Genomic DNA, 25,151 nt, shown 5'->3' with positions numbered 1-25,151 from the left:
TTATCAGTGGCTATAAAGCTATACTTCCTTACTGCAGTCTTGCTACATTACTGTAGCGAAAAAATCCTGTCCATCATCACCCATTTCTCACCGGGTTTAGCTACCGGCAGGGCCTGCTGATATTTCCACATCAGCTTTTCCCATTCCTGCACTTTAGGATTCGCCGCATCCGCCGCTCCTTTTGCATCAAAAGAGAAACTTTCGTTTACTTCCATGATCATAAAAAGACGGTCCATGATGCGATAGATCTCCATATTGGTGATACCGCTGTCAACGATACTCTTTCTTATTTCAGGCCATATCTCACGATGATAGGCTTCGTATTCCGCTATCAGCACAGGATCGTTTACGAGATCCAGCGCGAGGCAATAACGTTTCATAAAACAATTAGGAATTAGCAATTAGGAATTAGGAATGACTATTAAGCCGCTGAAAACAGATATCAGGAATGAAGCTTGCTAAAGATGCAATCAATTGTATCTGATGCACACACTTCACTCACAATTACTAATTCTTAATTCCTAATTCCTAATTTTTCAGTTATTTAAATGCAACCGCTGTCTGCTTTGAAGTACCCAGTCCGTCAATACCCAGTTCAATCACGTCTCCAGCTTTCAGGTATACCTGTGGATTCATACCCAGACCAACGCCTGCTGGCGTACCGGTAGAGATTACATCTCCTGGCAGCAGGGTCATAAACTGGCTCAGATAAGAAACCAGGAAAGGTATTTTGAAGATCAGGTTAGCAGTAGTACCGTCCTGCATCGTCTTACCATTTACGGTCAGCCAGAGGCGCAGGTTATCCACATCTTTTACTTCATCTTTAGTTACCAGCCATGGGCCCAGCGGAGCGAATGTATCACAGCTTTTACCTTTTACCCACTGTCCGCCGCGTTCCAGCTGGAATGCACGTTCGCTGTAATCGTTGTGTAAAGCATAACCGGCGATATAGTCCAATGCGTCTTTTTCTTCAACGTAGCTGGCTTTCTTACCGATCACTACTGCCAGTTCCACTTCCCAGTCGGTTTTCTCACTGTTACGTGGAATGGTCAGATCATCATTAGGACCTACCAGGGAGGAAGTACTCTTGAAGAATACGATTGGCTCCTGTGGGATCTGTGCGTTTGTTTCTTTTGCGTGGTCAGCATAGTTCAGACCAATGCAAATGATCTTGGAAGGACGCTGTAAAGGAGCTCCAAGACGGGTACCTGCCGGTACCTGCGGACAACTGCCACTGTTTTTTTCCCACCATGCAGCCAGACGCTGTAAACCGTCTGTCTCCAGGAACTTCTCACCAAAGTCTTCACCAAATGCACTTACATCGAATGTACCTGCTTCTGTTACGATACCTGGTTTTTCTGCACCTGGTAATCCAAATCTGATCAGTTTCATATAAAAAATTACTGTTTTTACTAAACGTTATGGCCTTTGAAGGCCGTCATACTATCTTGTTAATGTATTGATCCCCAGACGTCCGGCTTCTACTTTTATTTCGTAAGTATTGGTCAGCTTACCATCCTGTTCCAGCACAACAAAACATTTATCTTTTCCGGACGCTACTATACCTACTTTATTACCGGCAGGTACAACTTGTGTCAGCGTTCTGTTAGCACCTGCAAATTCAGCGTATACATGTACTGAATCTTTAGAAGACAATGGCACTATTTTTACGATAAAGTCTGCAATGATAGTTCCGGACTTCAGGTTGCTGGCTGTAATCGTCTGTTCGATCTGTGTTTCGTTGGTAGCGCTTATCTTACCAAGTCCGAGTTTATTTTCTGCATATTGCCATACGCCTGCCGGAGGTGTTCCTACGTGATTGATCTGCAGATACCCTTTATCATCCACGCTGGCATGGTAGTAACGGGTGGTACGGTTTTGTTTCAGTACACCGATATAACAGCTGTTAGGTTTGTCCCATACCAGTCGGTACAGATCCTTCTCCTGCACATCTTTCGCCAATGGCAGTTCGAAATTCTTCTCCTTTGTTTTTCCATCCAGTTCAAATACCATTTTGATCTCAGTAGTATCTGTCACAGGAAAGGAAACAGTTACTTTTCCTGCTGGTGCAACCGGTTGAAATGCTTCACCCGCAGCAGTGGTATCATCTGCGTCAGCGGCAGCGTTTTTCTGGTTGGAATCACAGGCAAAGAATAATGTTGCAATAAGTAATAAAGACCAAGCTTTCATGGAATTATGCGTTGATTTACGAATGAGAATTAAGAAATGTGAGTTACGAATATAACCAATCCATCATTCGTAATCCGCATTTTACGATTCCTTAATTATTCAGCTTGATGAATCCTCCATCCAAAGGATAATCACAACCAGTGATAAATCCAGCTTCGGCAGAACACAGGAATAAAGCCAGTGTACCTACCTCATCAGGTTTAGCCATACGGCCGATCGGTTGTGTTTTTGACAGTTTATCAAACATTTCCTGCTCTTTACCAGGGTAGTTCTTCGTGATGAAACCGTCTACGAATGGTGTGTGTACACGCGCAGGAGACACACAGTTGCAACGGATACCGTCATTAATATAGTCCTTCGCCACAGAAAGGGTCATAGTGAGTACCGCACCCTTACTCATAGAGTATGCAAACCTGTCAGGAATACCCACGCTGGAAGCAATGGAAGCCACATTCAGGATTACGCCGCCTTTCTGTTCTTTCATCTGTTTGATCACCGCAAACATACAGTTGTATGTACCTTTCACATTCACATTATATACCCTGTCCAGATCTTCTTCCGTAGTGGATTCAAGTTTGCCCACGTGTGCAATACCGGCACAGTTAACCAGTATATCAATACGACCTGCCGCAGCGATGATCTTATCCACCGTGCTGACTACAGCCGCCTGCTGTGCTACGTTACAGGCGTGTACCTGTGCAGTACCGCCCGCTGCTGCAATTTCAGCTGCCGTTTGTTTACCGCCTTCCTCGTTCAACTCAATAATATGTACATCAGCGCCCTGCGCCGCAAATACCTTCGCTATTGCCTGCCCTATGCCGCTGCCACCACCGGTGATCACAGCCACTTTGTTGTCTAATCTAAACAGGTTCATATTTTCCTTAATTTAAGGGTTCTAAAATAACCCTTTTACCAAGGCAAAAACTATCCTTTTTTACCAGTAACTTGTACTTTATTACCATATTTCAGAATATTTAAATAAAAAACAGTTGAAAATCAATTACCGGACTGCCTCCAGGTCAGCTATTTTTCTGTTATATGTCATCCTGACAAGCAATATATTTACCGCGTCTGCGCAGCAAATTCCATTGAATAAATATGGGTTAGCTGTCGTGAATACTGTCGCCTTATATAAGCAGCTGGCAGCGGCAGACAGCAACCAGGTATTAGTAGATATCACCACCTTCATTCCCGGTATATTGAAAGACATCCGTTATGCAACCAAAGCCAATTTTACCCATCAGCAACTATATCCCAATGCAGTTGTATACCTGCGTCTACCCGCCGCCAAAGCATTAAGAGCCGTACAGCAGGAGCTTAACAAAAAAGGACTCGGATTATTGATTTATGATGCATACCGCCCATACAGTATCACAGAAAAAATGTGGGAGATCGTACCCGACGATCGTTATGCCGCAGATCCCCGTAATGGTTCAGGGCATAACCGGGGTGCTGCTGTGGACCTTACTATTATTTATTTACGCAGCGGCAGGCCGGTAGCCATGCCTACTGATTTTGACGACTTCACAGAAAAAGCGCATCATGCCTATGCTGTTGCAGACAGTATCGTGGCAGACAACAGAAGACTACTCCGGACAACAATGGAGAAATATGGTTTCACTGCCCTCTCTACAGAATGGTGGCATTATTATCTGAAAGACTACAAACAATTTCCTTTGATGGATATCCCCTTCAGCAATATCAAATAAAAAAGCCCCGTCAGTGACGAGGCTCTTTCATGCTTATAAATGTTGCTTAATAGATCTTGTTCAGCGCATCTACATAGGCATGCATAGAGGCATTTACGATATCAGTAGAGTAACCGTAGCCATAATAAGACTGGCCATTGTGTTTTACACGCATGTTTACTTTACTTACATCTTTACTACCACCACGCATTGACTGGATATTGAATTCATCAATATCAATCTGGTCTTTGATGATCTCGTGAATAGCATTGATAGCTGCATCTACAGGACCATTACCTGCGGAGCTGGCTTCTTTTTCTTCACCATTGATCTTCAGTTTTACAGTTGCCATCGGACGCAGTGGATCACCACATACTACCTGCAGCAAAGTAACTTTGATCGCTTTATCATCATCGAAATTCTTGTCATCACCATTACCCATCAATTCCTGCAGATCAGCATCATTGATGTCTTTCTTCTTGTCTGCCATTTCCAGGAAGCGTTGGTAAACTTCATCCAGGTTGATTTTATCCAGCTTGTAACCCAGACGCTCCAGGTGATGCTTCAACGCATGACGGCCGCTACGTGCAGTCAGGATGATCGCATTGGATTCTATACCTACATCCTCCGGATTCAGGATCTCATAGTTTTCACGATGTTTCAACACGCCATCCTGGTGAATACCGGAACTGTGTGCGAATGCGTTACGACCAATGATCGCTTTGTTAGCCTGTACCGGCATACGCATCATTGTCTCAACCATGTTACTGATACCGTAGATACGTTTTGAATTGATACCGGTATGATAACCCATCGCGTGATGCGTTTTCAGGATCATCGCTACTTCTTCCAGAGAAGTGTTACCGGCACGCTCACCAATACCATTGATGGTACATTCTACCTGACGCGCACCGTTCATAACACCTGCAATGGTATTGGCAGTAGCCAGCCCCAGGTCATTATGGCAATGCACGGAGATGATTGCTTTATCAATGTTGGATACGTTATCCATCAGGTATTTGATCTTCGCACCATACTGGTCAGGCAGACAGTAACCATTCGTATCAGGAATGTTTACGACAGTAGCACCTGCACCGATAACGGCTTCGATCATTCTTGCCAGATACTCGTTGTCAGCACGACCGGCATCTTCTGCATAAAACTCGATATCATCCACGAATTTGCGGGCATACTTCACTGCATCTACTGCACGTTTCAGAATGTCCTCACGGGTGCTATTGAATTTATATTTGATGTGCATATCGGAAGCACCGATACCAGTATGAATACGTTTGCGTTTTGCAAAGCGAAGTGCTTCAGCAGCGGCATCGATATCCATGGTATTAGCACGTGTCAGCGCACAGATCACCGGTTCGCTGACTGCTTTGGATATTTCAACTACGCTCTGGAAATCACCAGGGCTGGAGATCGGGAATCCAGCTTCAATAACATCTACTCCCAGCAGTTCCAGTTCCTTAGCTACCTCGATTTTTTCGACGGTTGTCAGCTGGCAACCAGGAACCTGTTCGCCATCACGGAGGGTAGTATCGAAGACGTATACACGATTTTTATCGCTCATCTTAAATTAATTGTGTTATTGGAGAAATTACTTTACTCAGGTAATTGTGTTGGATATTGATCAGTTCAGATTTTCCAGCACTTTTGCACCCATTGCATCTGTACCCATTACGTAGTGATTTTCCGTATGCTTGTTAGCAATATCCATTGTACGGTAACCTTGTTTCAGGGTAGCTTCAACAGCTTTGATCACGCGCAGGGATTCGTTCTTCAGTCCGAAAGAAATATCCAGCATCAGTGCTGCGGACAGGATAGACGCCAGCGGATTGGCAATGCCTTTACCAGCGATATCGTGCGCAGAACCGTGAATAGGCTCATAGAAACCAACGCTGTCGCCGATGGATGCTGATGCCAGCATACCCATAGAACCTGCGATCTGGGAAGCCTCGTCCGTCAGGATGTCGCCAAACAGGTTAGCTGTCAGCACCACATCAAAACGTTTCGGATCTTTCACCAGCTGCATAGCAGCGTTATCGATGAACATATGTTCTGTTTCCACATCACTGTATTCTTTAGCCAGTTCCTGCACCACTTCACGCCACAGACGGCTTGATTCCAGTACGTTTGCTTTATCTACAGAACACAGTTTTTTACGGCGGGAACGTGCAGCTTCATATGCTTTACGGGCGATACGTTCTACTTCATAACGGTGATAGATCATCAGGTCAGATGCAGTATTGCGGTCTTCTGAACGTTTCTTCTCACCGAAGTATACATCCCCGGTCAGCTCACGGAAGAACAGGATATCTGCTCCACGAAGTATTTCCGGTTTAATGCTGGATGCTTCCAGCAGTTCATCAAACAACTTAATAGGCCGCAGATTTGCGTAGAGACCCAACTCCTTACGGATTTTCAGCAATCCCTGCTCAGGACGCACTTTCAGTGTAGGGTCATTGTCATATTTCGCATGACCGATAGCACCAAATAGGATCGCATCGCTTTTGCGGGCTTTTTCCAGTGTTTCGTCAGGCAGCGGAGTACCGGTAGCTTCGATGGCAACATGCCCCATTATGCCTTCTTCAAAAACAAAATTGTGCTTGTAGTTTACAGCAATTGTTTCCAATACTTTCTGACCCCAGGCTGTCACCTCTTGTCCTATACCATCTCCGGGAATTACCAGTATCTTTTTGTCTACGCCCATTTAGTTTAGAGTTGATTTAAATTGATGTTTACTTCGTCGTACCCCCAGTGGTCCGCTTCTCTTGTGAAAAATAAAGCTAAACCACTGAAGTGAAATGTTAAAAATTAAACTCACGGCTGGCTTCGTATGATTCAATCTCTTTACGAAGGCTCAACAGGTAGTCAATATCGTCATAGCCATTAATGAGGCAGGCTTTCTTATACGGATTGATGTCGAAAGAAATTTCTTCACCGGTAGCTACGATCTTCAGTGACTGTTTTTCCAGGTCAATTTCCAGTTGAGCAGCAGGATCTGTTTCAATCGCTTTGAAGATCTTGTCCAGGAATTCGTCCGTCACAGTGATCGGCAGAATGAAGTTATTCAGCGCATTGTTCTTGAAGATATCAGCAAAGAAACTGCTGATCACAACTTTGAAACCATAGTCGCCGATAGCCCATGCCGCGTGCTCACGGGATGAACCGCAACCAAAGTTTTTACCTGCTACCAGTATCTGACCTTTGTAGATCGGATTGTTCAGGATAAAGTCTTGCTTAGGCTCATTATTAGTGTCAAAGCGCCAGTCACGGAAGAGATTTTCTCCGAAACCATCCCTTGTCGTTGCTTTCAGAAAGCGGGCAGGGATGATCTGGTCTGTATCAATGTTTTCAATCGCAATAGGAACTGCGGTGGATACAAGGTGTTGAAAAGTCTTACTCATTATATTATAGCCTTCCGGAGAAGGTCTTTCATTTTAAAGTTAAAGATCTGTTTTAATTTTTTCTGCTTTTACACGCAAGCGCACGTACTTCGAATACCATTTACCATCGCGGAAGTTAGTCGCCCGCAGCGACTCCTGTACTTCCTGCAGGAGAGGTAATCTATCCTGCTCCGGTACCTGGTCCAGGAAGTGCGATCCAAACATCTGCAGCCATTCCACAATGCCATTCTCAGGGTCTGCCAGTTCGGTCTCACGGTCAAAGTAAAGGACCTGGTTGATTCTGAATCCATACTCTTCCAGCAGCGAGGTATACTCTCCCACTGAAGGGAAATACCAGAATGGTTTATAAGTATATCCTCTGTCGGCCATCGCTTTCTCCAGTGCACCGGTGATGTCGTCCACATTTCCCTTACCGCCCATTTCCAGGACAAAACGACCACCAGGCTTCAGGTGCTGGTGAATACGATCCAGCGCCTTCTCCTGCTGGCGGATCCAGTGCAGGGTAGCGTTGGAAAACACCGCATCAAACTGCTCCGGCAGGGAGAAAGAGGTAGCATCTGCCACCTGGAAAGTAACCTGTGGAAAATGCTCCTTTGCACTGGCGATCATCGCAGGAGAACTATCCAGCCCTGTTACTTTGGCGCCGCTTTCCGCCACCTGAGCGGTCAGTTCGCCGGTACCACAGCCAAGATCCAGTATCTGTTCTCCTGCTGCCGGCTGCAGCCATTCGATCAGGTTATTACCGTAACCGAATACAAAAGAGTGCTTTTCCTTATATAATTCAGCGTTCCAGGACATTTCTCAGTTATATTATACCAGTTCTCTTACATCTGTTACTTTACCAGTGATAGCTGCTGCTGCTGCTGACAACGGGCTGGCCAGGAAGGTACGGGCGTTAGGACCCTGACGACCTTCGAAGTTACGGTTGGAAGTAGAAATACAATACATGCCGGCAGGCACTTTATCTTCGTTCATACCCAGACATGCAGAGCAACCTGGTTGACGCAGATGGAAGCCCGCTGCTTCAAATATTTTATCAATACCTTCTTCCTTCGCCTGCGCTTCTACCTGTTTAGAACCAGGTACGATCCATACCACTACATCTTCCGCCTTTTTCTTACCCTTTACAAAGTCAGCCACCATACGGAGGTCTTCAATACGGGAGTTGGTACAGCTACCGATAAATACATAATCCACTTTCTTACCCAGCAACCCGCTACCAGCTTCCAGTCCCATATACTCCAGGGATTTCCTGAAAGATGGTTTTTCTTTGTCATCCACCTCAGTCAGCGACGGAATGTGCTGGGTTACCCCGATACCCATACCCGGGTTCGTACCATAAGTGATCATTGGTTCGATATCAGCGGCATCAAATGTCAGTACTACATCAAACTCAGCATCAGCATCGGTATACAGTGTTTCCCAGTATGCCAGGGCCTTATCCCACTCAGCACCCTTCGGAGCAAACTCCCGGCCTTTGATATAATCGAAAGTGGTTTGATCAGGAGCGATCAGACCTCCACGCGCGCCCATCTCAATACTCATATTACAGATGGTCATGCGGGCTTCCATGCTCAGGCTGCGGATCGCCTCACCGGCATATTCCACAAAATAACCGGTAGCGCCGGAAGCTGATATTTTAGAAATGATATACAGAATGATGTCTTTGGAAACAACACCTTTTTTCAGCTGACCGTTCACCTCAATCTTCATGCGTTTCGGGCGGTATTGCAGAATACACTGGGTAGCCAGTACCTGTTCAACCTCGGACGTACCAATACCGAAAGCGATCGCACCAAAAGCGCCATGCGTACTGGTATGGCTGTCACCACACACGATAGTCATACCTGGCAGTGTAATACCCAGCTCAGGGCCGATTACGTGTACAATACCCTGGTAAGGGTGGCCCAGACCATACAGCTCTACACCGAATTCTTTGGTATTGGAAGTCAGCATCTCTACCTGTTTGCGGCTCAGGGCCTCTTTAATCGGCAGGTGCTGGTCAATGGTAGGTACGTTATGGTCGGCTGTCGCACGGGTCTTAGCCGTACGGAAAACCGGTATACCTCTTTTACGCAGTCCGTCAAAAGCCTGTGGACTGGTCACTTCGTGAATAAAATGTGTATTGATGTATACTGCATCCGGAAAGCCGGGCTTGCTAACCACTACGTGGCTGTCCCAGATCTTGTCAAATAATGTTTTTCCCATCCGTAATTTTACATTTTGTGGCGGGCCGGGCAGAGATGATCGGCCCATTGGCACCAGCGAAATTGATAATTTTGTGCTTCCTAGTTTGTTTGTACCTTCAAAGCTAATGGTCAATGTTAATTAACATATAGCTAAATTTGACTTAATTACGATATATAACTACGCCTGACAGGCGATATCAATTTGACTGTCAGCTAATTATAACACATTATTAACGATGTCCAACAACCAGCACGACGCTCTGTTTATATTAATAAAAACACTGACGAAAGCCGAAAAACGGAATTTTCAACTTGCTTTTAATAAAAATAATACTAAAGAGGACGTCCTTTTCATTCAGTTATTCAATACCCTGGACAAGTTAAAGGAGTATGATGAGGAATTGATCCTCAAAAAGATACCCGCTATCAAAAAACAACAACTCAGTAATGTAAAAGCCCATTTATATAAACAACTGCTGACCAGCCTCCGCCTGCTGTACAAGCAGAAAGACCCCCTGATTGACCTCAGGGAACAACTGGACTACGCACGGGTGTTATATAGTAAGGGACTTTACAACCAGAGCCTTCGCATTCTCTCCAAAGCCAAAGTAACGGCTATTGAGCAGGAAGAAGTGATGCTAAGCTATGAAATTATTGAGTTTGAAAAACAGATCGAGAGCAGACACATCACCCGCAGCCTGGAAAACCGGGCTGATGAGCTCAGTGCAGAATCCCGCCAGATAGAACTCCGCCTCAGCAATATCAGTCGCCTGTCTACCTTATCCCTCCGGATGTACGGCCTGTACCTGAAATTAGGCCATGCCCGGGACGAGAAAGACGCCAAAATGGTAAAGTCCTTCTTTGAGCACGAATTGCCGCCCGACTGTAGCAAGGACATGAGCTTCTATGAGAAGATACACCTTTATCAGGCCTATAGCTGGTATTACTATATCCTCCAGGATTTTGTCATGTTTTACCGCTATACCCAGAAATGGGTGAACCTTTTCAATGAATACCCTTCCCTCCAGCGTACCGACGTAGAGCTATATATCAAAGCGATGCACAACCTGCTGACCGCCCACTTCTACACCATGAACCACGACAAGTTCATGAAAGACCTGGCTGCACTGGAAACGTTTATTACAGAGAATCAGGAGAGTTTTAACGAAAACACTAAAACATCTGCCTTTGTATACGTGTATACAGCCCGTATCAACCACTACTTCCTGGAGGGTACTTTCAGTGAAGGATTATCACTGGTACCACAGCTGGAAGCCGATATCGCCGAGCATCAGCTGAAAATAGACCAGCACCGCGTGTTGCTGTTCTACTACAAGATCGCCTGCCTGTACTTCGGTAGCGGCGATAACAACAAGGCGATCGTGTACCTGAATAAGATCATACACCTGCGTATAGGCAATTTACGTGCTGATATTCAGTGCTTTGCAAGAATACTACACCTTATTGCCCACTATGAACTGGAGAATTACAGTCTGGTGGAATACCTGATCAAGTCCGTTTACCACTTCATCGCAAAAAACAAAGACCTTGGTCAGATGATGGAGGAAATCCTCAAATTCCTACGCAGGAACATTTACGCCCATCCAAAAGCGCTGCGTAGCGCCTTTGCCGATCTGAAAGAAAGATTGGTGCAGCTTTCACAGAATCCTTACGAACGCAGGTCATTCCTGTACCTGGATATTATTTCCTGGCTGGAAAGTAAAATAGAAGGAATTCCGGTGCAGGAGATCATACACCGGAAATTTGTTCGGAAAGAAAAAAGAATCTGATCGATTATTCCGCTGGTTCTGTTTTCTGATCTGTCAGATCGGTATCCGCATCAGTGGAAGAATCAGTATCGTTCTGGGCAGTCTGTTCCCTGTCTTTTGGTAAAGGATCTTTAAACTGCGCCTTGTCCTTTACATTGAATAAGGTCTTGAACACTTCTTCCAGTTTTTCAGACGCTTCTTTGGAAAACAGTCCGACCAGGCAGGCAATTGCCATCATACCATAAGGGTTCAGCGGAACGCTGTCTCTTGGCTGATTCGCTTCATCGCGGGTAGCCGCTGGTATTGCCTCATTCACTACCGGCGGACAATCAGGTTTTGCAGTATCAACCTTCGTTGCTGCCTGCTCCGGAGAATCCGGACGTACATTCCCCTCCTGTACATTGCCTTCCTGCACATTTCCTTCTGTAACAGGTGCAGAAGAGGTATTTTCTGTTAACTGGCTATTTTCCGGCAACTGTGGCGCTACCGGCGGACTGTAAGTCAATATCCCGCCTCTCAGCAGCATATAAAAAAACATAGCCATACCGGCGCCGATCACGGGTCTTAACAGGTACCACGGGATCCAGGTAGTAACAAACATACGGTTACCTACAAATGCGGTAAATGAGATGATGAGGTGAACATTAGCCCCCAGCGCACCGCCAAGTATCATCAGCAACAGAAAACGGTGTTCTGCTGTAATGGTATACACGGTGCCGAAAAGGCGGAAAGGGTCTTTACTGCTTACATAGCCGGAAGGCCAGATACAAATGATAATGTAGAATAGCAGGACAGCTGTTATTCCAAACAGCGCGGTAAGGGTAATAATCCAGGCACGTTCTCTCGGCGACTGAATTCTCTTGGTTTGGTTAGACATAGGTTCCTTTTAAAATAGTGTTACTGTTGGATAGTCTTATATCAAGACAGCCACACCGTTGTTTGTGGACAACGGTGTGGCTGCGCATATGTTTAATGTTGTTGCTTGTCTGGTAGCTAAAATGACTACTTTAACATGACCTTCCTGCCTTCCTTCACTGAAGTGCGGGCTGCTTCCAGTATGCGCACGACAATCAGGTTATTTTCCAGCGAAGAAAGATCATTATCAGGCTTCAGGGAGCCATTCAATACAGCTGCAAGATATGTAATATTATCCGTATAGGTTGCTTCCGGTACTTTAAGCGGCTGATATTCACTTTTTTTCCGTTGTTGCAGATCATTTGGATTCAGTGCGTGCAGGTAGCCTGACTTACCAAATACCTCCCAGTCCTTAATACTGAAAGGCCAGTTCCAGGAGGCTTCGATGATACCTGTCGCCTCTGGATATTCCAACAAAATAGTAGCATCATCCTCTACTTTCGGATATACCGCAGGTTTGATGTGACGCGCTACGGCTGTCACTGAAATAGGCGCTTTGCCATCCATCATCCAGGTCATCAGATTAGCGCCGTAACAACCAAAGTCCATCAGCGCGCCACCGCCGTTTTTCACAGGGTCGGTCAGCCATTTCAGGAAGTCTTCAGAACAACCGATTTCCCTCGGTCCTTCATGACCGTCGTGTACAACCATTTTCCGTACCGGCCCAACAGCATCCTGTTTCTTCACCAGGTCATATACATATTGGTTCGTATTGTACCAGGTAGTTTCATAATTGGTCAACAGATGTATATGGTGCTTTCTGGCCAGTGCCGCCATACGGTCTGCCTGCGCGACTGTAGCCGCCAGCGGTTTCTCCACCATTACGGAAATACCTTTGGGCGCGCAGACTTCTACCACATTAATATGCTCTGCCACGGCATTATAAGCCAGTACGGCATCCGGATGTTTATGCGCCAGCAATGTGGCCAGATCAGGATAGAAAAGTGAATCCGGTAACTGATAACTTTTCTTATAACGGGCGATCAGCTGAGCGTCCGATTCGGCAATACCGGCAATGGTCACCTGCCCTTTTTTCCACTGGTGCATCAGCAGATGCACGTGGTCGTGTGTAAGGCCGGCAACGCCTACGTTCAATGGTTTTTGCTGTGCAAAAGTTGTGATGGCTGCCAGCAGGAGCAGCATAGTTTGGCTTAGCATCTTCATCATGACATGGATTATATGGACCTGTGTTTTTGTTATTCAGCAATATTTAATACCCGCCAGCCATCCTTACCTTTGAAAGTATAGATCTGCTGTCTGGCTTTTTCTCCACTTGGAAAGATGTAAACCTGCGTAATCAGATACAGCTGTTCCGTAATCTTCTTACGATAAGGAAAAGCACGGCGAAGTCCTTTAAACGTGGGAAATCCTTCCTTTTCCAGGCTTTTTATGAAAGATGTACGCAGAATGTCGGCGGTAGTCTGCAGGATGTCATTACCATTGTATATATCATTCATCCTCATCAGTAACAGTCTCCCTTCCTCTACAAAGTTCTTACAGGCAATCGCTTTTTCTATATCATGCTCGTCATAAGCATCTTCCAGGCATAGTATGGCGCCTTCTGGCGTGGAAAAGTCGTGTACAAAGTAATCAATTCCTTCATCAATATAAAGCCCTACCTGACGATCAAACTCCTGCCATTCATGTATCGGTTTCCCTTCACGGATAGCCCGGATAGTGTATCCGCCAATCAGGCGGCCATCTTCAATGATCATCCAGTCGGAAATAAAACGTGGATCGATACCGATCTTCTGGTTAACAGACACAGAATTAACATAGACGGGTTTATTACCCACTACGCCATACAGGTTTCCTTCATCGTCAAAACTGGGAGAGGTTAACCAGAGATGTTCACGGTTGATGCCGTCGTCGATCAGTACTTTTACGGAGAAATATTGTTGTACCGGTTCCGGTTGCAACAGACTATGCTGGAAATAATGCAAAGTGGCATTTGCCTTCTCAATGGCCCAGTTCATCCTTTCATCATCATCGGCTATGTGTACAACCGGCAATTGGTCCTCTAAAACAGCTTTGCTACGTTTACCAAAGAATTTTGATAAGAAACCCATAGGTGAATGGTTATGTATATTTTGTGCCTTCCCTAACCGATGTCACAGCCTTTCGAACGAATATACCTCTATTTTTATTATGATAATGAAGGGTTTTAGTCCACTTTTTCCAATGGCGCCTCATAACGGTAATACCTATTGTAAAAAATGATCCCTGCCACAGCCTGCATACCCACAATGCCGTACCAGTACAACCGGGCTAATCCCATAAAAAGTATGGTCACAACAATGATCAGTACCCACCGGAAATACTTGTCCTGGTCTATTCGTGGAAAATACAGGATACTGCGGAACAGCATCAACATAGACAGACTGCTGGTTATTAACATCACCCAATGGATGGGGTTTGCCTGCTGCCAGGTCTTATAAATAAGTAATACGCTTTCCGGCGCAACAAGCGCCAGGTACAATCCGCCCATCTGCAGGTATCTTTTCCACAAGGGTACCGGCAACTGTGGCAGCATTGAAAGGTAAAGATCGTCAAAGCGCCTGTGATTATACACCAGTACACTCTGTGCTAACACACATATAAGTATCCCAACCAACAGGACGCGCTCATCGTATTTGTCTGCCATTAAGGAGCAGGTGATAATGACAATAACAGCAGCTGCTATTTTTGCCATACCCAGTGAGCGCATATTATTATTGAGTAATTCATGCCCGTAAAAGGACCATATATGTTTCCGGACTGTCCTGTTGAACCATTGCTGCCATCTGGACAGTACGGAGACGGTACCCGGATGCTTCATCTTATTAAGATATATCCACAGCGGCACCAGCAGCATCAGTACGCTGAATAATACGATCACAGACGTTGCCAGATGAAAGCCCAGCTTTGCTGCTACAACTGCGGATATAAGACTGTAGATCAGCACTGGTGCATATAAAGTCAGGTGTATCCATAACCAGGTACGCCACCTGGCACTTCCCTCCAGTATCCCTAGCGTACCATATAAAAAAGAATGTTCTTTTGTAGATAAAACATTGATGATAAAGGCAATACACTTCAGATTGTATAGCAACCACAGCAAGCAGACGAGCGCAAGGAAGCCAGGACTCCCCGTAAAGCCTTTTATAAGGGTATAGTGATAAGAAGGAAGTTGTCCGCCAGGAACGATTCCAAAGAAAAAGTAAAAGATCACCAGGAAGAAACCAGTATTCTTCGCGTAAAAGCGGGTTGTGAATATTTTGGATAATGCCATTGTGGATAACTTAGATTTTCACAATGTTTTTGTCCTGCACCTGCAATTGGATAGATCCTGCCGTTACCGGCTGATGCGAAGTAATACAGAAGGTGACGCCATATTGTTGGTGAAACGTTTCCACCAATGTGTATAACAATGGAAGTGATTGTGTATCAAGCGTAATTAATGGTTCATCCAGCAATATTACTTTCGGACGTCCGGTAAACGCCAGCAGAAGAGACACCTTTTTCAACATACCGCTGGAATAGCCGCTCACGGGCCTGTGGATAAATGATCCAAGTCCCAGTAAATCAATCATTTCCTGTACATCTTTGAATCCCTGACCTTTCGTTTTCGCATACAATGCCACCAGGTCGCTGCCAGTAATAAATCCAGGATACAACGGCTCCGCCTCTGCGTAATTCACATACCGGCGGTATTGCACAGGTTGTTTGTTACAACTGATGGTACCGTCCAACAATATATCCCCCTGGAATGGAATCAACCCTGCCATCACCTTCATGGAAGTTGTTTTACCGGCGCCATTGCCACCTAAAAGCCAATATACCCCATAATCCAGCTCCAGGCGGGGGATATCGAGTATGACAGTGTCGTGATAGCTTTTTACAACTTGTTGAAGATTAATAACATGCGATGCCATGAAAAGAGATATGATTTATTTGTAAATATGTGGATTAAATAGCTGAATTTCAGTTACCAGCAGTGGATTTAACAAAACTTTGCGGGTTATGGAGCCGTTAAAAACCCAAAATTGTGGATTTAAATTCCTTAAAAACGGCTAATTGCCCTCTCAGATTACCTTTCCAAAATTCATCCGCTCTTTTTCCACAGTCTGTTAAAAACTTAAACAGGCACCCCAGCTATTCCTGTGTACATTTGTAACAGTTCACGATACGAGTAACAAGTCTCCAGGAATATGAGCGCAACCCCGGAAGCCGGGTATGAACATTTCAAACCGAGCTGGCACAAGAAATTTCGATCGGAACACACTCACGTATCAAAGGGTAACAGGAAAGGGTCCAATGAATAACTTAAAATGGGGATAATCTCTCCTTCATGTCCTTTCTATCTTCATACGTTAACCATATATAAAATTTATTGAGCGATGAATTTAGAGAATGAACTGCTTTTAAAGGAAAACAAAGACAGATTTGTATTGCTGCCTATCAATTATCCGAAAGTATGGGAGAAATACAAACAACATGAGGCTAGTTTCTGGACAGCAGAGGAGATCGATCTCAGTGCAGATATGAAGGACTGGAATAATCTCAACGATGGGGAACGTCATTTCATTACCCATGTACTCGCATTTTTCGCAGCAAGTGATGGTATCGTTAACGAAAACCTCGCTGTTAATTTCATGAGTGAAGTACAGTTACCCGAAGCACGTTGCTTCTATGGTTTCCAGATCATGATGGAAAACATCCACTCTGAAACATATGCATTATTAATAGACACTTATGTAAAAGATCCGGTTGAAAAAGATCGCCTGTTCCATGCAATAGAAACAGTTCCTGCCGTTACTAAAAAAGCGAAGTGGGCATTGCGCTGGATTGAAAACGGCAACTTCGCTGAGCGTCTTGTAGCATTTGCAGCTGTAGAAGGTATCTTCTTCAGTGGCAGTTTCTGCTCTATATTCTGGCTGAAGAAAAGAGGCCTGATGCCAGGTCTGACCTTCTCCAATGAACTGATCAGCCGTGATGAAGGATTACATTGCGAATTTGCATGTCTGCTGTATGGTATGCTGGAAAACAGACTGCCGGAAGAACAGGTGCACACTATTATCCGCGATGCAGTAGCCATCGAAAAAGAATTCATCACTGATGCATTACCGGTAGCACTGATCGGTATGAACAGTAAGTTAATGAGCGAATACATTGAGTTCGTTGCAGATCGTTGGTTAAGTGAACTGGGATATACTAAAATATTTAACACAGCAAATCCGTTTGACTTTATGGAGATGATTTCTCTCCAGGGTAAAACAAACTTCTTCGAAAAACGCGTGGGAGACTATCAGAAAGCAGGCGTAATGTCCGGTAAGGATACACAGACTTTCAGTCTTGACGAAGACTTCTGATAAAGGCATAATAATTGCATGTTATTGCAGAATTTGCCAACAACCACATTTTAATAAATACTTTACTCAACCTCTTAAATTCATTTAACCATGTTTGTAATTAAGCGCGACGGCCACAAAGAAGCTGTTAAGTTTGACAAGATTACTGCTCGTGTTGAAAAGCTGTGTTATGGACTGAATGCGGAGTACGTAGACGCCATAGACGTAGCAAAGAAAGTGATACAGGGTTTATATGATGGAGTAACAACCAGTGAACTGGATAATCTTGCCGCAGAAACTGCAGCATCGCTTACTACAAAACATCCTGACTATGCCTTGCTCGCATCGCGCATCGCGGTGAGCAATCTCCATAAAAATACAGTGAAATCATTCTCCAAAACAATGGAGAACCTGTATAACTACATCGATCCGAAAGTGGGCAAACCAGCACCACTGTTAGCTGACGATGTATATGAGATCGTCATGAAACATGCTGCTATCCTGGATTCCAGCATCATCTATGATCGTGACTTTGCATTTGATTATTTTGGTTTCAAAACACTGGAACGTTCTTACCTGCTGAAATTAGATGGTAAAGTGGCTGAACGTCCGCAGCATATGTTCATGCGTGTGTCTGTTGGTATCCACAAAGAAGATATCGATGCTGTAATCAAGACATACAATCTGATGAGTGAGCGTTGGTTTACACACGCAACTCCTACCCTCTTTAATGCTGGTACACCTAAACCACAGATGTCCAGCTGCTTCCTCCTTACCATGCAGGATGATAGTATCGAGGGTATCTACGATACACTGAAACAAACTGCAAAGATCTCCCAGAGTGCTGGTGGTATTGGTCTGAGCATCCACAATATCCGCGCTACAGGTTCTTATATCAGCGGTACCAACGGTACCTCTAATGGTATCATTCCAATGCTGCGTGTATTCAATGATACTGCACGTTATGTAGACCAGGGCGGTGGTAAACGTAAAGGCGCTTTCGCGATCTACCTGGAACCATGGCACGCTGATATCTTCGAATTCCTTGACCTGCGTAAAAACCATGGTAAGGAAGAAATGCGTGCAAGAGATCTCTTCTATGCACTGTGGGTACCAGATCTGTTCATGAGACGTGTAGAAGAAAATGGCGACTGGAGCCTGTTCTGTCCACACGAAGCACCAGGACTGCACGAATGCTGGGGTGAAGAGTTCGAAAAACTCTACACAAAATATGAGAAAGAAAACCGTGCACGTAAAACAGTAAAGGCACAGGATCTCTGGTTCGCCGTACTGGATGCACAGATTGAAACAGGTACTCCTTACCTGCTGTACAAAGATTCTGCAAACCGCAAATCTAACCAGCAGAACCTGGGTACTATTAAAAGTTCCAACCTGTGTACGGAGATCATCGAATATACCGACGCAAATGAAGTAGCCGTATGTAACCTGGCTTCCCTGGCACTGCCACGCTTCGTAATCGACGGTCAGTTCGATCACGAAAAACTGTACGAAGTTACTTATCAGGCAGCGCTGAACCTCAACCGTATCATCGATAATAACTTCTACCCGGTAGATGAAGCACGTAACAGTAACCTCCGTCACCGTCCTATCGGTCTGGGTGTACAGGGTCTTGCTGATGCGTTCATCCTGATGCGTTATCCATTCGAAAGCGAAGAAGCGAAAAAACTGAACAGCGAGATCTTCGAAACCATCTACTTTGCTGCATTGAATGCATCAAAAGACCTGGCTATCAAAGACGGCGCTTACGAAACATATGCAGGTTCACCGGTATCAAAAGGTATCCTTCAGTTTGACATGTGGGGTGTAACACCTTCACCACGCTGGGACTGGACTTCACTGAAAGGAGAGATCAAAAAACATGGTGTGCGTAACTCCCTGTTGCTGGCGCCAATGCCAACCGCATCTACCTCTCAGATCCTGGGTAACAATGAATGTTTCGAACCTTACACATCCAACATCTACACCCGTCGCGTACTGAGCGGTGAATTCGTAGTAGTAAATAAACACCTGCTGAAAGATCTGGTGGAACTGGGTCTGTGGGATAATGATATGAAGAATAAGATCATTACTTCCAATGGCTCTATCCAGCATATTCCTGAGATCCCTTCACAGATCAAGGAGCTGTATAAAACAGTATGGGAAATCAAACAACGTACAATCATTGACATGGCAGCCGATCGCGGTGCTTTCATCTGCCAGTCTCAGTCACTGAACCTGTTCGTTGATACGCCTTCCGCAGCGAAACTGACGTCTATGCACTTCTACGCATGGAAGAAAGGTCTGAAAACAGGTATGTACTACCTGCGTACACAGGCAGCTGCCCAGGCAGTACAGTTTACTGTTGAAAAACAAGGCGGTCAACAGATGGAACCAATGGTGGAAAAGAAAGCTGGTGAAGCTAAAGCTGCCAAAGCAGTGGACACCAAACTCGACGAAGTTGAATTTGTTGAGGGCGCAGTCTGCACCATGGAAGAAGGTTGCGTAACCTGCAGCGCCTGATGAAATAATAAGACATCATTATAGTAAAAGGGTAGTCTCGCAAGACTACCCTTTTTTATTTCAACACCTGATAAAACAGGCATTAATAATGCGGTATATATCGCATTAAACACACGACCGTATGAACGCAAAAATCCTGGTAGCGGGTGCAAGTGGACATCTTGGAGAAAAGATCATCCGCGGACTAATTGACGAAGGCGCAGATGTGCGTGCTGTAATCCGTCCTAATACTGCATTGGAAAAAATCGGCGCACTGAAGCAATATGATATTGGTGTTATCCAGACGGATATGCACAATATCAATGAACTGACACTCGCCTGTAAAGATGTTGACTGTGTGGTATCTGCATTGCAGGGCCTGGAAGATGTTATTGTCGATGTGCAGTCAGTGTTGCTACAGGCAGCAGTAAATGCAGGCGTTCCCCGCTTTATACCTTCTGATTATGCGAGCGACTTCACGAAACAGGCTGCCGGTGAAAACCGGAACTTCGATCTGAGGCGTAAATTCCACGAACAGTTGGAGAAAGCCCCCATAGCCGCCACATCTATACTCAATGGCGCCTTTGCAGAAATACTGATACGTAATAATCCTCTGCTGGACCTGAATAACAACAGTGTTAGTTACTGGGAAGATGAAAATAAACGTATAGACTTCACCACCATGGACGATGTGGCCTCCTTCACCGCTGCCGCTGCTATGGATGCTACCACGCCCCGCTTTCTGCGCATTGCTGGTTTCCAGGCAAGCCCTAAAGAGCTGGCAGCAATTGGAGGTGAACTGAAAGAACAGGAATTTAAACTGATTCGTCAGGGGAGTCTGGAAGATCTGCTGGCACTTATTCAACGTGAAAGAGCCGCACATCCTGAAGGGGAAAACGAATTATATCCGGCCTGGCAACAACTACAGTATATGAAGAGTATGTTCAGCACAGAACTGTTTCCTTTAAATAATCGCCGTTATACTGATATTCAGTTTACAGGTGCGAAAACATTTATCAGCGCGTTGTTACAAACAACGTCAGCACAATAGCATAAAAAAAGCGGCAGTTTGGAAACTGCCGCTTTTTTATGCTATTGCTATTCAATAAATTCCTTCAAAATTACTCAACTCACATATCTTCTTCCTGAAAGCCCCACTCCTCCAACAATGCATTGTATTGAGCATCCGGCAGGTTTTTTTGTTCATAATGGCCAGCAATCGATTTTTGCCTCATTGCCTCATATATGCTAACGGCACAAGCCACGGAAATATTCAACGATTTGATAATGCCCACCTGAGGAATGATAAAATTACCGTCGCATAATTTCCTGATCTCCTCACTTACGCCCTCCTGCTCATTACCGAATACCAGCGCTACAGAACCTGTAAAATCGAGCTCATACAGACTCTTTGCATCCGCCGCCAGGTGCGTCGTATAGATCTTATCGTACTTTTCCCTTACAACCGCCATACAGGTAGCTGTGTCACTAAACTGGTGGACTGTCAGCCACTTGGCTGCACTGGAAGAACTCTTGTGCCCCCATCTCTTGCGACGGGCAGTCGTAGTGTTCAATACATAGACATCCTGGATGCCTACAGCATCACATGTACGCAACACCGCAGATATATTATGCGGATCAAATACATTTTCCAGGACGACAGTTAAACCTGCCTGTCTTTTATTTAATACGGATAGTAACCTTTCTCTACGTTCCGGCGTCATAATCAGGTAAGTATATATTTTAGACCACAAATTTAACTTAAATCGGACTTTTGAATACCGCTTTTCCTTACTACCTTCATACATATTAAAAAACATCTATCTAAAAAATGCTCAAAAAGATCCTCAAAATTGTAGGAATTTTCTTGCTGGTATTGGTTATCGCAGCTATTGCCATTCCATACTTTTTCAAGGGCAAGATCATGTCTATCGTCAAAACAGAGCTGAATAAACAACTTGTAGCTGATGTCGACTTTAAAGATGTGGATATCAGCCTGATAAGGCACTTCCCAAGGCTGGCTGTAGCCCTCGAAGACCTGAGCGTAGTAAACAGAGCGCCTTTCGCCGGCGATACCCTGTTTGCCGTTAAGAAAATCGATCTGGCACTCAATCTCATGAGCGTAATCAAAGGCGATAAAATGGATATCTACAATGTGGATATCGTAGCGCCACGCATACATGCTATTATCAATAAACAGGGACTGGTGAACTGGGATATTACAAAACCAGACACAGCCCAGACCACTCCGGCAGATACTGCCACTACCAAATTCGCCCTCAATCTACAGCAATACAGCATCGAAGATGCTACCATCCGCTATGATGATGAACAAGGTGACATGGGTATGCTGATCGAAGGCCTGAACCACCAGGGTAAAGGTGACTTCACACAGGATCTGTTCACGCTCCAGACAACCACCCAGGCTGAAGGCGTTACCTTCCGCTATGGTCTTATCCCCTACCTGCTGCGCACCAAAACAACCATGGATGCAGATATTCAGGTAGATAATAAAACCAGCACCTATACCTTCCAGAAAGGTAAAGCCACACTGAACAATCTCGAACTGGCCTTCCAGGGCTTCTTTAAACTCATTGATGACAGCACCTACGGCATGGACCTCACCATGAAAGCGCCATCCACACAATTTAAAGACATCCTCTCCCTGGTGCCCGCTATCTTCATGCAGGATTTTGATAAAATCAAAACTTCCGGTACCGCTGCCTTCGACGGTTACGTAAAAGGTACTTACAGCGCTACCCAGATGCCTGCTTTCGGATTAAACCTGGCTGTTAAAGATGGTTTCTTCCAATACCCTGACCTCCCTAAACCTGTAAAGAATATCCAGGTAAAAATGAGCGTCAACAACCCGGATGGCGTACCTGATCATACCATTGTGGACATTCCTGCTGCCCATGTAGAAATGGATAACACCCCGCTGGATATGCGCCTCCTGGTGAAAACACCGATCTCCGACATGTATGTAGACGGCGCTGCAAAAGGTAAACTCGACCTGTCAAAAGTATCTCAGTTCGTAAAACTGGAAGCTGGTACCGCGTTGAGTGGTATCGTAGATGCGGATGTTTCTGCAAAAGGGAACATGAGCGCCATCGAAAAACAGGCATATGATAAATTCTACGCTGCCGGTAGCATCCTGATCAGCGATCTGTTGTACCGTAGCAAAGATTATCCGGACGGTGTGAAGGTAAATACCCTGGCCATGCAGTTCAATCCGAAGAATGTGACAGTATCTAAATTTGACGGACAATACATGGGCACCAACTTCCAGGCAAACGGTGAAGTGAATAATATGCTGGCCTATATGCTGAAGAATCAGCCGCTGGATGGTAAACTGGCTGTAAAAGCAGACCAGGTAGACCTCGACAAATGGATGGGTACCACGGAAACCACCGCTGCCGCAACACCAGCCGATACGGCCAGTGCTCCTTTTGCTGTTCCGGCTAACCTGAACCTCGCTTTACAGGCACAGGTAGATAAAGTTCACTACGATAAACTCGACATGTCTAACCTCTCCGGTAACCTGTTGCTGAAAGACGAAACCGTTTCCATGCAACAGATCAAGGCAAATGCCTTACAGGGTAATATGGAAGTAAATGGTAGCTACAGTACAAAAAACAGTAAGACCAACCCGGATATCAACATGGCTTACAGTGTACAGAATGTAGACGTACAACAGACATTCAACGCTTTCAATACCGTTCAGGCCCTGATGCCGGTGGCCAAATTCCTGAATGGTAAAATCAACTCCCACCTGGAACTGACCGGTAAACTGGGGCAGGATATGATGCCTTTACTGAGCAGCCTCACAGGTGACGGTAACCTGCTGGTACTGGAAGGCGCCCTGCAGAAGTTTGGTCCGATAGACCAGCTGGCAAGCACCCTGAATGTATCTCAACTGAAAAACTTCTCCCTGAGAGATATCAAAACCTATTTCGCTTTTGAAAACGGACGCGTAAAGGTAAATCCGTTCAAAGTGAACGTCAGCAACATCAGTATGCTGGTAGGTGGTTCCCACGGTTTTGACCAGTCACTGGACTATACCCTGCAGATGACCCTGCCGCGCAGCGTGATCGGAAAACAGGGAGATGCCCTGGTGACAAGTCTGGCTTCACAGGCGAGCGCTAAAGGTATCCCTGTTAATATCAGCGATAGTATTCACCTGAACGTGTTGCTCGGTGGTAACATCATGAAACCAACATACAAGACCGACCTCCAGGAAACAACCTCCGGTACACTCAATAACCTGAAAGATCAGGCAACCACTCTCGTAAAAAATAAGGTAGACACCGTGAAAACAGCCCTCAAGGATTCACTGAATGCTGCCAAAAATAACGCCGTTGCCGGTCTGAAAGACCAGATCACCAAACAGATCACAGGTCAGAAAGATACTACCGGAAATAAGGCACAACCTGTGCAGAATGCCGGTAAACAAGCGGAACAAGCGGTAAAAAGTACCATCGGAAATATCTTTAAAAAGAAAAGTAACTAAGCTGTAATATTTGCGAAACCGGTCCTTCCCCTTACCCAGGACCGGTTTCCATTTTTTTTAGTGTATTTACTTATTTCACTAGTTTGGACAACTTTTTTATCTGACTTTTTCACCACCTTCGCAGAACTGCAATATTATATCTCCATCCGGGACACGGATGCGTTAACTTGAGAAATACCCACATGTAACTATGGACTACGAGCGTTACATATCAGATGGAAATCTGGAAAAAGTGCTCCTCGGATTCGCAAGCCCTGAAGAGGAAGCCGAGTATCGGATACACATGGACTTCTTTCCGGAAGTTCAGACCGAACAGGACGAAATCGAACGCCGTATTGAACGCATGGCGTTCAAGGACGCCGCTTTGCCACCTGCGCACCTGAAAACAGCGATCATGCAACAGGTCGCACAGGAAGCTGCTGCTCCGGTTACCACCGGTACATGGTATAACAGGAAAGATGTCCATTACGAAAACGTACAGCCACCTTCCAATAAAATGAGGGTGCACGTAGGATGGAAATTGTTACTCATCGTCTTCCTGGTAATGATTGCTGCATCTATGGCTGCTGCAATTATCTTCTTTTATATGACCATCGGTAAATAACCCGACTTTTTATTTTCTTTCAATAAAAAAAGGCGCCCACC

At 45.1% G+C, this 25,151-nt stretch carries 22 protein-coding genes; 7 read left to right on the top strand and 15 right to left on the bottom strand.

Annotated elements, in window-relative coordinates; translation table 11 throughout:
* Nucleotides 1-47: 47 nt before the first annotated feature.
* The 4 genes from CPIN_RS10000 to CPIN_RS09985 form a co-directional block, all read right to left on the bottom strand.
* Nucleotides 48-380, bottom strand: a complete 333-nt coding sequence (locus CPIN_RS10000) for an L-rhamnose mutarotase (RefSeq protein ID WP_012789663.1) — start codon at nt 378-380, stop codon at nt 48-50.
* A 160-nt stretch (nt 381-540) separates the two neighbouring features.
* A complete protein-coding gene (locus CPIN_RS09995) occupies nt 541-1,392 on the bottom strand; it encodes a fumarylacetoacetate hydrolase family protein (protein WP_012789662.1) in 852 nt (283 codons plus the stop codon).
* A 51-nt stretch (nt 1,393-1,443) separates the two neighbouring features.
* Nucleotides 1,444-2,190 (bottom strand): hypothetical protein, encoded by a 747-nt coding sequence (locus tag CPIN_RS09990; RefSeq protein ID WP_012789661.1) that lies wholly within the window; start codon nt 2,188-2,190, stop codon nt 1,444-1,446.
* 91 nt (nt 2,191-2,281) lie between these two features.
* Nucleotides 2,282-3,064 carry an SDR family NAD(P)-dependent oxidoreductase gene (locus tag CPIN_RS09985; RefSeq protein ID WP_012789660.1) on the bottom strand — a complete coding sequence of 261 codons (783 nt, stop codon included), beginning with the start codon at nt 3,062-3,064 and terminating at the stop codon, nt 2,282-2,284.
* Between the two features lie 115 nt (nt 3,065-3,179).
* Between CPIN_RS09985 and CPIN_RS09980 the strand changes: the two genes are divergently transcribed.
* Entirely contained in the window at nt 3,180-3,899 is a 720-nt protein-coding gene (locus CPIN_RS09980; RefSeq protein ID WP_012789659.1) for a M15 family metallopeptidase, read from the top strand.
* Between the two features lie 46 nt (nt 3,900-3,945).
* Here CPIN_RS09980 and CPIN_RS09975 read toward each other — a convergent pair whose 3' ends face one another.
* From CPIN_RS09975 to leuC, 5 genes are all read right to left on the bottom strand, one after another.
* Nucleotides 3,946-5,457: a 2-isopropylmalate synthase gene (locus tag CPIN_RS09975; protein ID WP_012789658.1), complete on the bottom strand. Its 1,512-nt coding sequence runs from the start codon at nt 5,455-5,457 to the stop codon at nt 3,946-3,948.
* A 60-nt stretch (nt 5,458-5,517) separates the two neighbouring features.
* The gene (leuB, locus tag CPIN_RS09970) at nt 5,518-6,597 is read right to left on the bottom strand and encodes a 3-isopropylmalate dehydrogenase (RefSeq protein WP_012789657.1); all 1,080 of its coding nucleotides are present in this window, start codon (nt 6,595-6,597) and stop codon (nt 5,518-5,520) included.
* Nucleotides 6,598-6,694: 97 nt separating this feature from the next.
* On the bottom strand, nt 6,695-7,294 hold the full coding sequence (gene leuD, locus CPIN_RS09965; RefSeq protein WP_012789656.1) for a 3-isopropylmalate dehydratase small subunit: 600 nt from the start codon (nt 7,292-7,294) through the stop codon (nt 6,695-6,697).
* 39 nt (nt 7,295-7,333) lie between these two features.
* Entirely contained in the window at nt 7,334-8,092 is a 759-nt protein-coding gene (locus CPIN_RS09960) for a class I SAM-dependent methyltransferase (protein ID WP_012789655.1), read from the bottom strand.
* 12 nt (nt 8,093-8,104) lie between these two features.
* Nucleotides 8,105-9,502 (bottom strand): 3-isopropylmalate dehydratase large subunit, encoded by a 1,398-nt coding sequence (gene leuC, locus CPIN_RS09955; protein WP_012789654.1) that lies wholly within the window; start codon nt 9,500-9,502, stop codon nt 8,105-8,107.
* Nucleotides 9,503-9,719: 217 nt separating this feature from the next.
* Here leuC and CPIN_RS09950 point away from each other — a divergent pair, with 217 nt between their 5' ends.
* Entirely contained in the window at nt 9,720-11,273 is a 1,554-nt protein-coding gene (locus tag CPIN_RS09950) for a hypothetical protein (RefSeq protein ID WP_012789653.1), read from the top strand.
* A gap of 4 nt (nt 11,274-11,277) precedes the next feature.
* Here CPIN_RS09950 and CPIN_RS09945 read toward each other — a convergent pair whose 3' ends face one another.
* The 5 genes from CPIN_RS09945 to CPIN_RS09925 form a co-directional block, all read right to left on the bottom strand.
* Nucleotides 11,278-12,129, bottom strand: a complete 852-nt coding sequence (locus CPIN_RS09945; protein WP_012789652.1) for an MATE family efflux transporter — start codon at nt 12,127-12,129, stop codon at nt 11,278-11,280.
* Between the two features lie 125 nt (nt 12,130-12,254).
* Entirely contained in the window at nt 12,255-13,334 is a 1,080-nt protein-coding gene (locus CPIN_RS09940) for a Gfo/Idh/MocA family protein (protein WP_245552099.1), read from the bottom strand.
* Between the two features lie 29 nt (nt 13,335-13,363).
* On the bottom strand, nt 13,364-14,236 hold the full coding sequence (locus CPIN_RS09935; protein ID WP_012789650.1) for a YegJ family protein: 873 nt from the start codon (nt 14,234-14,236) through the stop codon (nt 13,364-13,366).
* 95 nt (nt 14,237-14,331) lie between these two features.
* A complete protein-coding gene (locus CPIN_RS09930; protein WP_012789649.1) occupies nt 14,332-15,438 on the bottom strand; it encodes a hypothetical protein in 1,107 nt (368 codons plus the stop codon).
* A gap of 10 nt (nt 15,439-15,448) precedes the next feature.
* A complete protein-coding gene (locus CPIN_RS09925; RefSeq protein ID WP_012789648.1) occupies nt 15,449-16,081 on the bottom strand; it encodes an ABC transporter ATP-binding protein in 633 nt (210 codons plus the stop codon).
* A gap of 465 nt (nt 16,082-16,546) precedes the next feature.
* Between CPIN_RS09925 and CPIN_RS09920 the strand changes: the two genes are divergently transcribed.
* The 3 genes from CPIN_RS09920 to CPIN_RS09910 all read left to right on the top strand — a co-directional run bounded on the left by CPIN_RS09920 (nt 16,547) and on the right by CPIN_RS09910 (nt 21,047).
* Nucleotides 16,547-17,518 (top strand): ribonucleoside-diphosphate reductase small subunit, encoded by a 972-nt coding sequence (locus CPIN_RS09920; RefSeq protein WP_012789647.1) that lies wholly within the window; start codon nt 16,547-16,549, stop codon nt 17,516-17,518.
* Between the two features lie 90 nt (nt 17,519-17,608).
* Nucleotides 17,609-20,017, top strand: coding sequence for a ribonucleoside-diphosphate reductase subunit alpha (locus CPIN_RS09915; RefSeq protein ID WP_012789646.1), 2,409 nt, complete (start codon nt 17,609-17,611; stop codon nt 20,015-20,017).
* A gap of 121 nt (nt 20,018-20,138) precedes the next feature.
* Nucleotides 20,139-21,047, top strand: coding sequence for an NmrA family NAD(P)-binding protein (locus tag CPIN_RS09910; protein ID WP_012789645.1), 909 nt, complete (start codon nt 20,139-20,141; stop codon nt 21,045-21,047).
* A 79-nt stretch (nt 21,048-21,126) separates the two neighbouring features.
* On the opposite strand, the gene CPIN_RS09905 is transcribed toward CPIN_RS09910, so the two are convergent.
* Nucleotides 21,127-21,720 (bottom strand): TrmH family RNA methyltransferase, encoded by a 594-nt coding sequence (locus tag CPIN_RS09905; RefSeq protein WP_012789644.1) that lies wholly within the window; start codon nt 21,718-21,720, stop codon nt 21,127-21,129.
* A gap of 107 nt (nt 21,721-21,827) precedes the next feature.
* Between CPIN_RS09905 and CPIN_RS09900 the strand changes: the two genes are divergently transcribed.
* A complete protein-coding gene (locus CPIN_RS09900) occupies nt 21,828-24,506 on the top strand; it encodes an AsmA family protein (RefSeq protein ID WP_012789643.1) in 2,679 nt (892 codons plus the stop codon).
* Nucleotides 24,507-24,696: 190 nt separating this feature from the next.
* On the top strand, nt 24,697-25,110 hold the full coding sequence (locus CPIN_RS09895) for a hypothetical protein (protein WP_012789642.1): 414 nt from the start codon (nt 24,697-24,699) through the stop codon (nt 25,108-25,110).
* The last annotated feature ends 41 nt before the right edge of the window (nt 25,111-25,151 follow it).

The sequence above is a fragment of the Chitinophaga pinensis DSM 2588 genome (assembly GCF_000024005.1).
Taxonomy (GTDB): Bacteria; Bacteroidota; Bacteroidia; order Chitinophagales; family Chitinophagaceae; genus Chitinophaga; species Chitinophaga pinensis.
Note: the sequence above shows the minus strand (reverse complement) of the source record. Positions and strands in the feature narration are given on the sequence as shown.

What these genes read in the sequence shown, in the direction of transcription:
- CPIN_RS10000 (WP_012789663.1), bottom strand. Translation starts at nt 380, where the DNA reads ATGAAACGTTATTGCCTCGCGCTGGATCTCGTAAACGATCCTGTGCTG.
- CPIN_RS09995 (WP_012789662.1), bottom strand. Translation starts at nt 1,392, where the DNA reads ATGAAACTGATCAGATTTGGATTACCAGGTGCAGAAAAACCAGGTATC.
- CPIN_RS09990 (WP_012789661.1), bottom strand. Translation starts at nt 2,190, where the DNA reads ATGAAAGCTTGGTCTTTATTACTTATTGCAACATTATTCTTTGCCTGT.
- CPIN_RS09985 (WP_012789660.1), bottom strand. Translation starts at nt 3,064, where the DNA reads ATGAACCTGTTTAGATTAGACAACAAAGTGGCTGTGATCACCGGTGGT.
- CPIN_RS09975 (WP_012789658.1), bottom strand. Translation starts at nt 5,457, where the DNA reads ATGAGCGATAAAAATCGTGTATACGTCTTCGATACTACCCTCCGTGAT.
- leuB (WP_012789657.1), bottom strand. Translation starts at nt 6,597, where the DNA reads ATGGGCGTAGACAAAAAGATACTGGTAATTCCCGGAGATGGTATAGGA.
- leuD (WP_012789656.1), bottom strand. Translation starts at nt 7,294, where the DNA reads ATGAGTAAGACTTTTCAACACCTTGTATCCACCGCAGTTCCTATTGCG.
- CPIN_RS09960 (WP_012789655.1), bottom strand. Translation starts at nt 8,092, where the DNA reads ATGTCCTGGAACGCTGAATTATATAAGGAAAAGCACTCTTTTGTATTC.
- leuC (WP_012789654.1), bottom strand. Translation starts at nt 9,502, where the DNA reads ATGGGAAAAACATTATTTGACAAGATCTGGGACAGCCACGTAGTGGTT.
- CPIN_RS09950 (WP_012789653.1), top strand. Translation starts at nt 9,720, where the DNA reads ATGTCCAACAACCAGCACGACGCTCTGTTTATATTAATAAAAACACTG.
- CPIN_RS09945 (WP_012789652.1), bottom strand. Translation starts at nt 12,129, where the DNA reads ATGTCTAACCAAACCAAGAGAATTCAGTCGCCGAGAGAACGTGCCTGG.
- CPIN_RS09940 (WP_245552099.1), bottom strand. Translation starts at nt 13,334, where the DNA reads ATGATGAAGATGCTAAGCCAAACTATGCTGCTCCTGCTGGCAGCCATC.
- CPIN_RS09935 (WP_012789650.1), bottom strand. Translation starts at nt 14,236, where the DNA reads ATGGGTTTCTTATCAAAATTCTTTGGTAAACGTAGCAAAGCTGTTTTA.
- CPIN_RS09930 (WP_012789649.1), bottom strand. Translation starts at nt 15,438, where the DNA reads ATGGCATTATCCAAAATATTCACAACCCGCTTTTACGCGAAGAATACT.
- CPIN_RS09925 (WP_012789648.1), bottom strand. Translation starts at nt 16,081, where the DNA reads ATGGCATCGCATGTTATTAATCTTCAACAAGTTGTAAAAAGCTATCAC.
- CPIN_RS09920 (WP_012789647.1), top strand. Translation starts at nt 16,547, where the DNA reads ATGAATTTAGAGAATGAACTGCTTTTAAAGGAAAACAAAGACAGATTT.
- CPIN_RS09915 (WP_012789646.1), top strand. Translation starts at nt 17,609, where the DNA reads ATGTTTGTAATTAAGCGCGACGGCCACAAAGAAGCTGTTAAGTTTGAC.
- CPIN_RS09910 (WP_012789645.1), top strand. Translation starts at nt 20,139, where the DNA reads ATGAACGCAAAAATCCTGGTAGCGGGTGCAAGTGGACATCTTGGAGAA.
- CPIN_RS09905 (WP_012789644.1), bottom strand. Translation starts at nt 21,720, where the DNA reads ATGACGCCGGAACGTAGAGAAAGGTTACTATCCGTATTAAATAAAAGA.
- CPIN_RS09900 (WP_012789643.1), top strand. Translation starts at nt 21,828, where the DNA reads ATGCTCAAAAAGATCCTCAAAATTGTAGGAATTTTCTTGCTGGTATTG.
- CPIN_RS09895 (WP_012789642.1), top strand. Translation starts at nt 24,697, where the DNA reads ATGGACTACGAGCGTTACATATCAGATGGAAATCTGGAAAAAGTGCTC.